12 protein-coding genes are annotated in these 12,911 nt (G+C 65.7%); 8 read left to right on the top strand and 4 right to left on the bottom strand.

What is annotated here, in order from left to right; all coding sequences use genetic code 11:
• The first annotated feature begins 50 nt into the window (after positions 1-50).
• From ptsP to N2603_RS02750, 4 genes are all read left to right on the top strand, one after another.
• Complete coding sequence (ptsP, locus tag N2603_RS02765) at positions 51-2,318, top strand: phosphoenolpyruvate--protein phosphotransferase (RefSeq protein ID WP_018643525.1); 2,268 nt, start codon at positions 51-53, stop codon at positions 2,316-2,318.
• 59 nt (positions 2,319-2,377) lie between these two features.
• Entirely contained in the window at positions 2,378-3,463 is a 1,086-nt protein-coding gene (prfA, locus tag N2603_RS02760; RefSeq protein ID WP_260387606.1) for a peptide chain release factor 1, read from the top strand.
• Positions 3,460-4,350, top strand: coding sequence for a peptide chain release factor N(5)-glutamine methyltransferase (gene prmC, locus N2603_RS02755; protein WP_260387605.1), 891 nt, complete (start codon positions 3,460-3,462; stop codon positions 4,348-4,350). Before prfA ends, prmC begins: the two co-directional genes overlap by 4 nt.
• Before the next feature lie 457 nt (positions 4,351-4,807).
• Positions 4,808-5,590, top strand: a complete 783-nt coding sequence (locus N2603_RS02750; RefSeq protein WP_145831661.1) for a DUF4167 domain-containing protein — start codon at positions 4,808-4,810, stop codon at positions 5,588-5,590.
• A 240-nt stretch (positions 5,591-5,830) separates the two neighbouring features.
• Here N2603_RS02750 and N2603_RS02745 read toward each other — a convergent pair whose 3' ends face one another.
• Positions 5,831-6,577: a class I SAM-dependent methyltransferase gene (locus tag N2603_RS02745; protein WP_260387604.1), complete on the bottom strand. Its 747-nt coding sequence runs from the start codon at positions 6,575-6,577 to the stop codon at positions 5,831-5,833.
• Between the two features lie 108 nt (positions 6,578-6,685).
• Here N2603_RS02745 and gloB point away from each other — a divergent pair, with 108 nt between their 5' ends.
• Positions 6,686-7,453 (top strand): hydroxyacylglutathione hydrolase, encoded by a 768-nt coding sequence (gene gloB / locus N2603_RS02740; RefSeq protein ID WP_260387603.1) that lies wholly within the window; start codon positions 6,686-6,688, stop codon positions 7,451-7,453.
• Between the two features lie 23 nt (positions 7,454-7,476).
• A complete protein-coding gene (locus tag N2603_RS02735; protein WP_018643531.1) occupies positions 7,477-7,899 on the top strand; it encodes a cupin domain-containing protein in 423 nt (140 codons plus the stop codon).
• Positions 7,900-8,056: 157 nt separating this feature from the next.
• Here the strand turns inward: N2603_RS02735 and yddG are convergent, their stop codons facing one another.
• The 3 genes from yddG to N2603_RS02720 form a co-directional block, all read right to left on the bottom strand.
• Positions 8,057-8,926, bottom strand: coding sequence for an aromatic amino acid exporter YddG (yddG, locus tag N2603_RS02730; RefSeq protein ID WP_260387602.1), 870 nt, complete (start codon positions 8,924-8,926; stop codon positions 8,057-8,059).
• A gap of 167 nt (positions 8,927-9,093) precedes the next feature.
• Positions 9,094-9,819 (bottom strand): acetoacetyl-CoA reductase, encoded by a 726-nt coding sequence (phbB, locus tag N2603_RS02725; RefSeq protein WP_018643533.1) that lies wholly within the window; start codon positions 9,817-9,819, stop codon positions 9,094-9,096.
• A 250-nt stretch (positions 9,820-10,069) separates the two neighbouring features.
• The gene (locus N2603_RS02720; protein ID WP_145669344.1) at positions 10,070-11,248 is read right to left on the bottom strand and encodes an acetyl-CoA C-acetyltransferase; all 1,179 of its coding nucleotides are present in this window, start codon (positions 11,246-11,248) and stop codon (positions 10,070-10,072) included.
• Between the two features lie 315 nt (positions 11,249-11,563).
• On the opposite strand from N2603_RS02720, the gene phaR reads away from it, so the two are divergent.
• Together phaR and N2603_RS02710 are read left to right on the top strand one after the other, a co-directional pair.
• Complete coding sequence (gene phaR, locus N2603_RS02715; RefSeq protein WP_260387601.1) at positions 11,564-12,154, top strand: polyhydroxyalkanoate synthesis repressor PhaR; 591 nt, start codon at positions 11,564-11,566, stop codon at positions 12,152-12,154.
• Positions 12,155-12,264: 110 nt separating this feature from the next.
• Positions 12,265-12,885 (top strand): class I SAM-dependent methyltransferase, encoded by a 621-nt coding sequence (locus N2603_RS02710; protein WP_260387600.1) that lies wholly within the window; start codon positions 12,265-12,267, stop codon positions 12,883-12,885.
• Positions 12,886-12,911: the final 26 nt, after the last annotated feature.

Here is a 12,911-nt window from a genome sequence, read left to right as displayed (position 1 = left end):
AGCCGCCGCGGGCCCTTTCGGCCCCGGCAGACGGAGGAGATTGACGGTACATGCGGAGCGCGTCGGGAGGTCCCCGCGTCTTGTTGAGACGGCTCCGCGAAACCATGGCGGAGCAGGTCTCGGCCCAGGAGCGGCTGGACAAGATTGTGGTGCTGATCGCCGCCAACATGGTGGCCGAGGTGTGCTCGGTCTACGTGCTGCGCGTCGACAACACGCTCGAGCTCTACGCCACCGAAGGCCTCAACCGCGAGGCTGTGCACCATACCGTGCTCAGCGCCCATGAGGGCCTCGTCGGTCTCGTCGCCAGCGAGGCGACGCCGCTCAACCTCAGCGATGCTCAGAGCCATCCGGCCTTCTCGTTCCGTCCCGAGACCGGCGAAGAAATCTACCACTCCTTCCTCGGCGTGCCGATCCTGCGCGCCGGCAACACGCTCGGCGTGCTGGTGGTGCAGAACCGCGCCAAGCGCAACTATGTCGAGGAGGAGCTCGAGGCGCTGCAGACCACCGCGATGGTGCTGGCGGAATTGATCGCCTCCGGCGAGCTGTCGGCGCTGGCGCAGCCCGGCCTCGAGCCTGCCGCGCGCCATTCGGCGCAGAAGGTCGGCGCGATCCTGTCGGAAGGCATCGCGCTCGGCCATGTCGTGCTGCACGAGCCGCGCGTCGTCATCAAGGACTACATCGCCGAAGACCTGCCCAAGGAAATCAAGCGGCTCGACACCGCGCTCGCTAAGCTGCGCGCCGATCTCGACCGCATGCTGGAGCGCGGCGACGTCGCCGAGGGCGGCGAGCACCGCGAGGTGCTGGAAGCCTACCGCATGTTCGCCAACGACCAGGGCTGGTCGCACAAGCTGCACGAGGCGGTCGCCACCGGCCTCACCGCGGAAGCCGCAGTCGAGCGCGTGCAGTCCGACACCCGCGCGCGCATGCTGCGCTCGACCGATCCTTATTTGCGCGACCGCCTGCACGATCTCGAGGATCTCGGCTACCGCCTGATGCGGCAGCTGGTCGGCCAGGATCACGCGCCGTCACGCGAGCAATTGCCCGACAACGCCATCGTCATCGCTCGCGCGATGGGCCCCGCGGCGCTGCTCGACTACGACCGCAAGCGCCTGCGCGGCATCGTGCTGGAGGAAGGCACCGCCAACTCCCACGTCTCCATCGTGGCGCGCGCGCTCGGCATCCCCGCGGTCGGCGAGGTGCCGAACGCGCCCGGCATCGCCGATCCCGGCGATGCCATCATCGTCGACGGCACGTCCGGCTCGATCTATGTGCGTCCGTCGCAGGAGATCGAGGCCGCCTTCGCCGAGCGCGTGCGCTTCCGCGCCCGCCGCCAGGCGCAGTATCTGGCGCTGCGCGACCGGCCCTGCGTCACCAGGGACGGCCAGAAGGTCGAGCTGATGATCAACGCAGGGTTAGCGATCGACCTGCCGCATATCGAAGACACCGGCAGCGCCGGCATCGGCCTGTTCCGCACCGAGCTGCAATTCATGGTCGGCCAGAGCCTGCCGCGCACCAGCGACCAGCTCGCGCTCTATCGCACCGTGCTGGATGCCGCCGGACCTAAGCCCGTCACCTTCCGCACCCTCGACATCGGCGGCGACAAGGCGCTGCCCTACATGGAAGCGGTGATCGAGGAAAATCCCGCGCTCGGCTGGCGCGCGATCCGGCTCGGGCTCGATCGCCCCGGCCTTCTGCGCGGCCAGATCCGCGCGCTCTTGCGCGCCGGCGGCGGCCGCGCGCTGCGCATCATGTTCCCGATGATCTCGGAGGTCGCCGAATTCGACTCGGCGAAGGCGCTGGTCGAGCGCGAGCTGACATATCTGCGCCAGCACGGCCACACGCTGCCCGAAAGAATCGACATCGGCACCATGGTCGAGGTGCCCGCGCTGCTCTACCAGCTCGATGAGCTCCTGAAGAAGGTCGACTTCATCTCGGTCGGCTCCAACGATCTGTTCCAGTTCCTGTTCGCGGTCGACCGCGGCAACGCAAAAGTCTCCGAGCGCTTCGACACGATGTCGGCGCCGATCCTGCGCGCGCTACGCGACATCGCGCGGAAGGCGCAAGGCGCGCAGAAATCGCTCTCGCTCTGCGGCGAGATGGCGTCGAAGCCGATCGGCGCACTGGCGCTGATCGCGCTGGGCTATCGCTCGCTGTCGCTCTCGGCGACCGCGCTCGGCCCGGTCAAGGCGATGGTGCTCGATGTCGACGCGAAGAAGGCCGAAGCGATGCTCAACCCTCTGCTGGATGCGCCCGCGGGCAGCGTCTCGATCCGGCAGAAGCTGACGGAGTTTGCCGAGGCCGAGGGCCTTGCGTTGTAGCGGGCCTGTCGCCCGCTCCCCGCCGCCCTCGCCTCCTTCCGCCCTTTGAGACTGAACCGATGTCGTCACTCCCCGAAGCCAAACTGGACGTCCTGCTCGCGCATCACGCTTCGCTCGAGGCCGAATCGCTCGGACAGCTCGCCTCCGAGCGCTACGTGCAGATCACGCGCGAGCTGGCCGAGATCACCCCGCTGATCGAGGCGGTCAAGACCTATCGGTCCGCCGTCAAGGAGCTCGCCGACACCGAGGCGCTGATCGCCGATCCCGCGACGGATGCGGAGATGCGCGGCATGGCGGAAGCCGAGCGCGACGAGCTGACGCCAAGGATCGATGAGCTGGTCCAGAAGATCCGCGTCGCGCTGTTGCCCAAGGACGCCATGGACGACCGCAACGTGATGCTGGAAATCCGCGCCGGCACCGGCGGCGACGAGGCCTCGCTGTTCGCCGGCGACCTGTTCCGGATGTACGAGCGTTTCGCCGGCTTGCAGGGCTGGAAGGTCGAGGTGATCTCGGCCAGCGAAGGCACCGTCGGCGGCTACAAGGAAATCATCGCGGAGGTGCAGGGCCGCGGCGCGTTCTCGAAGCTGAAATTCGAATCCGGCGTGCACCGCGTGCAGCGCGTGCCCGACACCGAGACGCAAGGGCGCATTCATACGTCCGCGGCGACGGTGGCCGTGCTGCCGGAGGTCGAGGAGGTCGACGTCGACATCAAGAACGACGACCTGCGCATCGAGACCATGCGCGCGCAAGGAGCCGGCGGCCAGCACGTCAACAAGACCGAATCGGCGATCCGCATCACCCACATCCCGACCGGCATCGTGGTGATGATGCAGGACAGCCGCTCGCAGCACAAGAATCGCGCCTCGGCCATGAACATCCTGCGCTCGCGGATCTACGACGCCGAGCGCCAGCGCGTCGACGCCGCGCGCTCGGCCGAACGCAAGGAGAAGGTCGGCTCCGGCGATCGCTCCGAGCGCATCCGCACCTACAACTTCCCGCAAGGGCGCGTCACCGACCACCGCATCAACCTGACGCTCTACAAGCTGCCGCAGGTGATCGCCGGCGAAGCGCTGGGCGAATTGATCGACGCGCTGACCACCGAGCACCAGGCCGCGCAGCTCGCCGCGCAAGGCGCGGCGGCGTGACGCGCCGCGTGAGCAACGCCTTCACAGGACAATCGATCGAGAGCGCACGCCGCGCGCTGGCGGCGCAGCTGCGATCCGCACAGCTCGACGAAGCCGAGCTCGACGCCCGCATCCTGATCGGTGCAGCCCTCGGCCTCGATCTCACCGGCCTGATTGCGCAGGCCGCCCGCCTCCTCACGAGCGCCGAGGCGTTGCAGCTCGCGCAATATGCGGAGCGCCGGATCGCGGGCGAACCGGTGGCGCGCATTCTCGGCGTGCGCGAATTCTGGGGCTTGCCGTTTCGCCTCTCGGAGGCGACCCTGGTCCCGCGTCCTGACACCGAGACCGTGGTCGAGCGCGCGCTCGAGCTTTTTCGCGAGCAGAAGATCCGCCGGCCCCGCATCGCCGATATCGGCACCGGCTCAGGCGCGATCCTGCTGGCGCTGCTGCACGAGATTCCCGATGCCTTCGGTGTCGGCACCGATCTCAGCCTCACCGCTCTCGGCACCGCGCGGGGCAATGCCGCCGCCCTCGGCCTCGGCAACCGTTCTGCCTTCGTCGCCTGCTCCTATCTGGCGGCGCTCTCGGGTCCATTCGATCTCATCGTGTCGAACCCGCCCTATATTCCCTCGGCCGAAATTCCGAAATTGAGCATCGAAGTGCGTGAGCACGATCCGCATCTGGCCCTCGACGGCGGCAATGACGGATATGACGCCTACCGGGTCCTGACGCCGCAGGCGGCCGAGCGCCTCGCCCCCGGCGGGGCCCTGATCGTCGAGGCCGGACAGGGCCAGGCCCGAAATATTGAAACCTTGATGGCCGCTGCCGCGTTAGTGGTGGACAGGTCACCCAAGGCCGATTTGGCGGGTATCCCACGGGCCGTTTCGGCCCGAAAAATGCCCCCATAAAAGCCGGATTGGTCTGTAAAAAGCTCTTGGAATATCCCTTGGGAACGACTACGTTCCGATCAACACATCGGTGCCGGCCCCGTAGACCTACGGGTGAAAGCCGGGCTCTCGGGCGAGAGCTTTACTGATTAAAGGTTCCAAGCCGCAGGGTTGAGCGCGATGGCCAGCGAGCTGCGCTGCTCTCCGACCGCAACGTGAACGAAAGCCTGATATTGCGCTTGAAGACTTACGCAAGAAAGCTGGGCTTGTTTCGGCAGGCGATATGAATGGGTTCGCTGGCAATGAATGCTGGCGGGTGGGGAACGCGTCTTTGTTGAACGCGACGGTCGACGAACATTGGCAGGGTTCAATCCGCTCTCGTGCGCGGTGCGTACGAGCGATGTGAACCGCTGTCACCAGGTCAGTCTCAGCAATCAGTAATGCGTGCAACCTTTAGGGCTGGAATTAAAGGCAGGACATGAGAAACGGTCAGAACAAGCAGCGGATGCGCAACCGCAACAACAATAACAACAACAACAACCGGCGCGGCCAGAACCCGATGACCCGGGTCTACGAGTCCAACGGGCCCGACATCAAAATCCGCGGCACGGCTTCGCATATCGCCGAAAAGTATCTGCAGCTCGCGCGCGATGCGCGCTCCTCCGGCGACCCCGTTGCGGCCGAGAACTACTACCAGCACGCCGAGCACTATTTCCGCCTGATCGCGGCCGCCCAGGAGCAGTTCCGCCAGAACCAGCAGCCGCGTGGCGACGAGCCGATCAGCAACACCAGCGGCGACGACAGCGAGGACGACGGCGAGAATTTCTCGGCGTTCGGCCAAGAGCCGGGCTTCGTTCCGCAGCCGCCGCAGCAGCAGCCCTTCATGCGCGACCGCGACGGCCAGCGCGATCATCACCAGCGTGATCACCAGCAGCGCGACAATCAGCAGCCCTATCAGCGCGACAACCAGCAACCGCGCGAGCACCGCGAACGCGATCATCGCCCGCAGCCGCAATATCAGCCGCAGCCGCAACCCGCGAACCAGCCGCAGCCCGTCATCGCCGATGCCGGCAGCGTGGACCGCCTGCCCTCCTTCATCACCGGCGCACAGCCGCAGGTGAATGGCGCCCAGGGCGGCTTTGAAGGCGGCGGTGGCGGCGGCGAACGCTTTCCGCGCCGTCGGCGCCGGCCGCATGGGCCGCGTCCCGATCGTGAAGCGGCTCCGGCCGCATCCAGCGACGAGGTCGCCTCCGGCGAGTAAGCCTCTTCTGATTTTCTGACTTGAATCGTCCCGGCCTCGCCGGGACGATTTGTTTTTGGTGATAGTCGGTGGCGGTGTTGCACCTCTCCCGCTTGCGGGAGAGGTCGGCGCAGAGCGCCGGGTGAGGGCTCTCTCCTCTTGGGGAATCTCTCTGCGGAGGCACCCTCTCCCCAACCCTCTCCCCAACCCTCTCCCGCAAGCGGGAGAGGGAGCGCACCGTCGTCCCGCAACGCTTGTATCTTAGCTGCGCGTCACTGTCGTCGAGGACGGCACCAGCACCGGCTTGCCCAACGAGGGAATCAGCCGCGCCCGCTCGCGCTTGGCGGGGATCGCGCGATAGACCTGCTTGGTCGCCTCGACGATGTGCACACCCGCAAACGGCAGCGACAGCGCCGCGCCGGCACGCTCCCACATCTGCGCGGATTTCAGCACCCAGCCGCCGGCATAGGGCGGCATGAACAGCGCCTCACCCCAGGCCGTGGGCGTGAACCAGGTCTGGCGCAACAGATCAGTGATCTGCGAGCGCGAATAGGGCCGGCCGTGACCGAACGGCGTACTGTCGGTGCGGGTCCATACGCCGCGCCGGTTCGGGATCACCGCGATGACGCGGCCCGAGCCCGACAGCACCCGCCACACCTCGCGCAGCAGCGCGGCCGGATCGTCCGACATCTCCAACGCATGGACCAGCAGGATGCGGTCGACCGCGGCATCGGGAAGCGGCAGCGAGAACTCATCGACCAGCGAGGCCAGCGCCGGCCGGCCCGTCGGCCATTTCAGGACACCCTGGGCCGCCGGCATGAAGGCGAGGCAGCGCTCGGCGTCTTCGCGGAACAACCCCAGATAGGGCGTCGGATAGCCGATACCGAGCACCCGCTGACCCTCGGCGCCCGGCCAGCGCTCCCGGATGCCGCGATTGATCATTTGCCGCGCCACGATGCCGAGGCGGCGGGAATAGAACTCGCGGAGGTCGACGACATCGATTGTCATGACGGCAATGTAACATGCGCGAGGGCACGCCTGCGCGCGGAATATTGCATTGCCTGCGCAACGTTAACGCCATATTTGTCTGGCGGGGCTGAGCGCGATGGAGAGGTCATGGCCGCCGAAATTCGTACTTTCACCTGTTTAAACGACAATTTCGGTTATCTGATCCACGATGTGGAAACCAAGGCGACGGCGTCGATCGACGCGCCCGAGGCCGGCCCGATCCTGACGGCGCTGGAGCGCGAGGGCTGGCAGCTCACCGACATCCTGATCACCCATCATCATGGCGATCACGTCGGCGGGGTCGCCGAACTCAAGCAGAAATACAATTGCCGCGTCGTCGCGCCGCATGACAAGACGACCAAGATCGCCAACGTCGACCTGCGCGTCGCCAATGCCGACGTCGTCAAGATCGGCAATCTGCTGGCGCGCGTCGTGGAGACGCCCGGCCACACGCTCGACCACATCTCCTACGTGTTCGACAATGAGAAGACGGTGTTCGCCGCCGACACGTTGTTCTCGATCGGCTGCGGCCGCGTGTTCGAGGGCACCTATCCGATGATGTGGGATTCGCTTTTGAAGCTGCGCGCGCTGCCCGACGACTTCAAGCTCTATTGCGGCCACGAATACACCGCGTCCAACGTCAAGTTCGCCCTCACCATCGACCCCGACAATGCGGCGCTGCAGGCGCGCGCGGCGGAGGTGGCCAAGCTCCGCGCCGAGAACAAGCCGACCATTCCCTCGCTGCTCGGTGACGAGAAGCGCGCCAACGTGTTCCTCCGCGCCGATGAGCCGTCGGTTGCAGCCAGGCTCCACATGAAGGGCGCAGATGGCGCCACGGTGTTCGGCGAGCTCCGCGAGCGCAAGAACAAGTCCTGAAGAACAAGTCCTGACGGGGATCGATGCCGACCGCAGCCGAGATCATCGCACGCCTCGAACTCCGCCCGCATCCCGAAGGCGGGCACTATCGCGAGACGTTCCGCGACCAGACCACGGACGCCAATGGCCGTTCGCGCTCGACCCTGATTTACTTCCTGCTCGCACGCGGCGAGCGCTCGCACTGGCATCGCATCGACGCGGTCGAGACCTGGCACTACTACGCCGGCAGCCCCTTGACGCTGCGCATCGCCCATGATGGTTGCTCGCAGCACGAGGTGCGGCTCGGCACCGATCTCGTCGGCGGTGAGCGGCCACAGGGAATCGTGCCGGCCAATGCCTGGCAGATGGCGGAGACCACGGGCGAGTGGACACTGGTCGGCTGCACCGTGGCGCCGGCGTTCGAGTTCGCAAAGTTCGAGCTGGCGCCGAAGGGCTGGGAGCCGTAGCTCCACGCCGTCATTCAGGGGCGACGCGCAAGCGGCGAACTATGATGCGCAATTGCGCATCTGCGAATCTATCTCGCCACCATTGACGCGGATAAATGGATTCTCAGATGCGCAATTGCGCATCATAGTTCGCACTTCGTGCGCCCCGGAATGACATTCAGCGCTTCCTCAGCACCATGTCCTTCGCCGCGATCAGGCCGCCGCCGGCGATCAGGACCGCGGCAATGGCGATGTTGGCGCTGGCTTTGGCAAAGCCGGCGGCGATGAGGAAGCCGGTCGAAAGCAACGGCGTCGCGTAGGAGGCGGCGCCGAGCACGCGGATGTCGCCACGCTTCATGCCGATGTCCCAGGCGTAGAAGGCGGCGCCCACCGGACCGATGCCGAGCGCGATCACGGAAAGCCATTGCAGCGTGGTCTCCGGCCACACCGTGGTCTCCAGCACACCATGCATCACTGCCGCGAGCGTAGCGGTGGCAAGGCAGAAGCCCGCGACCGCGTCGGTCGGCACCGCTTTCAACCGGCGCGACAGCACCGAATAGGTCGCCCAGACAAAGGCGGCGATGAAGGCCGCGACCAGCCCCGGCACTGCGCCCGGCGCAAACCCGCTGGTGTTGCCGGCGAACAGCAGCACCGTGCCGATCAGCCCAAGCACGGCGCCGATGACATGATGCACGGCGAGCCGCTCGCCCGGCAGGAACGACGAAAACAGCACGATCAGGAGCGGCCAGAGATAATTCAGGAGACCGGCCTCGGCCGGCGGCGCGAAGCGCAGCGCGAGGAAATACAGCGCGTGATAGCCGAACAATCCGCCGACGCCGACGGCCCACACCACCGGCGGCTGGCGCAGGCTTTTGGCGGCATCGCCGCGGCCGATCCAGGTCAGCAGGCCGACGAGACCGCCGATCGCAAACGTCATCGCGGCGAGTTGGAACGCCGGAATCCTTCCGGTCGCCACCGTCATCACAGAGAGCAGCGACCACATCAGGATCGCCGTCAATCCGATCAGCGTCGCGGTGCGGGGAGTCATTGCAGAAAGCCTCGTCATTCCGGGATGGCGCGGCAGCACCAGACCCGGAACCTCGAGATTCCGGGTTCGCCGCTGTCGCGGCGCCCCGGAATGACAGGACGTGATGACCGGGGCAAGCCCGGGCATCACGAGACGTTGGCTTTATAATCGAACGTGACGCCTAAGCATCACACCATGTACTGGCCGCCATTGACGGAGAGCGTCGAGCCGGTGATGGCGCCGGCCTCATCGGCGGCGAGGAACACGACCGCGCGCGCGATCTCCTCGGGCTCGCCGAGCCGGCCGATCGGGATCAGCGGCAGGATGGACTTTTCCAGCACGTCCTTCGGCACCGCCTGCACCATCTCGGTGTTGATGTAGCCCGGACAGATCGCGTTCACGGTAACGCCGCCCTTGGCGTTCTCGATTGCCAGAGCCTTTGTGAAGCCGATCTCACCGGCCTTGGCCGCGGAATAGTTCACCTGGCCGAATTGGCCCTTCTGGCCGTTGATCGAGGAGATGTTGATGATGCGGCCGAACTTGCGCCCGCGCATGCCTTCGATCACCTGGCGCGACATGTTGAACAGCGAACCGAGATTGGTGCCAATCACGGCGTTCCATTGCTCGAGGCTCATCTTGTGGAAGGCGCCGTCCTTGGTGATGCCGGCATTGTTGACGAGCACGTCGACCGGGCCGACCTCGGCCTCGACCTTCTTCACGCCTTCGGCGCAGGCGTCGAAATTGCTGACGTCCCATTTGTAGACGGCGATGCCGGTCTCGGCCTTGAACTTCTCCGCCGCCGCATCGTTGCCGGCATAGCTTGCCGCGACCTTGTAGCCGGCCGCCTTCAGCGCCTTGCTGATCGCAGCTCCGATGCCCCGCGTACCACCCGTCACCAGTGCAACACGTGCCATATCGTATTCCTTCCCTTGGACTCTTCCTTGGACTCTTCGGACGCTTTTGAGTGATCGTTTTTAGCTACGGATTATGCGGGACGTTTGACGGACATCAAGAACAAAACGCCCGGCGGAGCCGGGCGTTTCTCTTTAGTCGAGGCCTGCGCGGTTGCGAAGAATATTTGATTTGCAACCGCCGCCTTTTTAGTCGCGTGCAACGCACTCAATCAGGTGTGCGGCGCACGCGTCAGCTTGACGTCAGCGACCTTCAGTCGCGCGCCAGACACATCGCGATACCCATGCCGCCGCCGATGCACAGCGTGGCAAGGCCCTTCTTCGAATCGCGCTTCTGCATCTCGTGCAGCAGCGTCACCAGCACGCGCGCGCCGGAGGCGCCGACCGGATGGCCGATCGCGATCGCGCCGCCGTTGACGTTGACCTTCGAGGTGTCCCAGCCGAGGTCCTTGTTGACGGCGCAGGCCTGCGCCGCGAAGGCCTCGTTGGCCTCGATCAGATCGAGATCGCCGACGTTCCAGCCGGCCTTCTTCAGCGCGGCACGCGAGGCCGGGATCGGGCCCGAGCCCATGATCTTCGGATCGACGCCGGCCTGCGCCCAGGACACGATGCGCGCGAGCGGCTTCTTGCCTTCCTTGGCGGCCTGCTTCGCCGTCATCAGCACCACGGCGGCAGCGCCGTCGTTGATGCCCGAGGCCGAGCCCGCGGTGACCGTGCCGTCCTTCTCGAAGGCGGGACGGAGCTTGGCCATCGCGTCGAGCGTGGCGCCATGCCGCGGATATTCGTCGGCGCTGACGACCACGTCGCCCTTGCGGGTCTTGATGGTGACGGGGACGATCTCGTCGTTGAACTTGCCGGCCTTCTGCGCGGCCTCGGCCTTCTGCTGCGAGGCGACCGCGAACTCGTCCTGCTGGGCGCGGGTGATCTGCCACTGCCGCGCGACGTTCTCGGCGGTGTTGCCCATGTGGTAGCCGTTGAAGGCATCCCACAAGCCGTCCTTGATCATGGTATCGACGAATTCGAGCGCGCCCATCTTGACGCCGCCACGCAGGTATTGGGCGTGCGGGGCCATGCTCATGGATTCCTGGCCGCCGGCGACCACGATCTCGGAATCGCCGTTGAGTAGCGCCTGGTAGCCGAGCGCGACCGTGCGCAGGCCCGAGCCGCAGAGCTGGTTCACGCCCCAGGCCGGGCTTTCCACCGGAATGCCGGCGGCGATCGAGGCCTGGCGGGCCGGGTTCTGACCCTGGGCGGCGGTCAGGATCTGACCCATGATGACTTCCGAAACGCGGCCGGGCTCGATGCCACCGCGCTCCAGCGCGGCCTTGATGGCGACGGCGCCGAGGTCATGGGCAGGAAGGGTCGCGAAGGCTCCGTTGAAGCTTCCGACCGGGGTGCGGGCGGCGCTGACGATGACGACATCGTCTGACATGGGGCATCTCCTGGGGCTTGAGGTTCTTGTAAGGGGGCAGGCGGGGCTGGAAAAGCGCTCGCCAGTCTCGTCAGCCATCCTGTTAACGTCGTTGAGGCATGTCAATCGGCGGGGGGCCGAATTCATGCCGCAGCGCATTCAAAATAGCGTTCTTGGCGCTTTCGCAAGCACGTTTTTGCTGCCCGATTAACCGTGGCGCACAAAACGGTAGCGTGACCCCTTTGAAAATGCTTATTTTGTTGCGTTGCGTACTCTTCCCGCCCTGCGGCATAGCCGCCGGGTTCCCGTTCTCAGCGTTTTTGCAAGTGAGAGCCCATGGCGAAATCAGACCAACCCACCACGATCAAGAAATACGCGAACCGCCGGCTCTATAACACCGGAACGAGTACTTACGTGACGTTGGAAGACCTCGCCGCCATGGTCAAGGACGGCGAAGATTTCCTGGTCTACGACGCCAAGACCGGCGACGACATCACCCGCTCCGTGCTGGCCCAGATCATCTTCGAGCAGGAGAACAAGGCCGGCCAGAACCTCTTGCCAACTACCTTCCTGCGCCAGTTGATCCGCTTCTACGGCGACAGCATGCAGATGGTGGTGCCGAAATATCTGGAGCAGTCGATCGCGACGCTGACCCAGGAGCAGGAGAAGTTCCGCAAGCAGATCGCCAACACGCTGTCCGGCACGCCGTTTGCGCCGCTGGAGGAGCAGGTCCGCCGCAACATGGAGCTGTTCCAGCAGACCTTCTCGATGTTCAAGCCGTTCGCCGCGCCCCGCCCGGCGGCGAGCCCCGAGCCGGAGCCCGATGCAAGCGCCGAGGCACCGAAGGACAGCAACATCGACGACCTGCGCCAGCAGATGAAGGAAATGCAGGAGCGTCTCGAGCGGATGTCGAAGAAGGACGAGTAGGTCCTTCGTTCGTGCCGGCGCGTCCGCATGCGGCGGACGCGCGAATTGCCAGTTGATCCCGGCAGCGCCGCTTACGCGCTGCCGTCCCCCGGCCAAGGCCGAAGCACGCCATGTCCGACCGCACCACGCACTGGGACAACGTCTACGCCACCAAGGGCGAGGCCGAGGTCAGCTGGTATCAGGACAGCCCGGCGACCTCGCTCGCGATGATTCGCGCAGCCAATTCCGATCATGACGCGGCCATCATCGATATCGGCGGCGGCGCATCGCGGCTAGTCGATGCGCTGCTGCAGGATGGATATCGCCGTCTCTCCGTGCTGGACCTGTCCGCCAACGCGCTCGACGTGGCGAAGAAGCGAATCGGCAAGGCCGCTACAACGGTCGACTGGATCGTCGCCGACGCCACGACATGGCAGCCAACCAGGACCTACGATGTCTGGCACGATCGTGCGGCGTTTCACTTCCTGACCGATCCCGATGACAGAGCGGCGTACGCCGAGAGCCTGCGATCGGCGGTCAGCCCTGGCGGCCAGGTCATCATCGCCACGTTTGCACCCGACGGACCGGAGAAATGCAGCGGCCTGCCGGTGCAGCGCCATGACAGCGCCAGCCTCGCGGCCGAGCTCGGACCGGAGTTTGAATTGGTCGAGGCGCGGAGCGAGACGCACCACACGCCGTGGAATTCGACGCAGGCGTTTCAGTTCAGCCGGTTTCGGAGACGGGGCTCATAAGGCGCGGCGCGGCTTGACGTTGTGGA

Source organism: Bradyrhizobium huanghuaihaiense, from assembly GCF_025200885.1.
GTDB classification, from domain to species: domain Bacteria; phylum Pseudomonadota; class Alphaproteobacteria; order Rhizobiales; family Xanthobacteraceae; genus Bradyrhizobium; species Bradyrhizobium huanghuaihaiense.
Note: the sequence above shows the minus strand (reverse complement) of the source record. Positions and strands in the feature narration are given on the sequence as shown.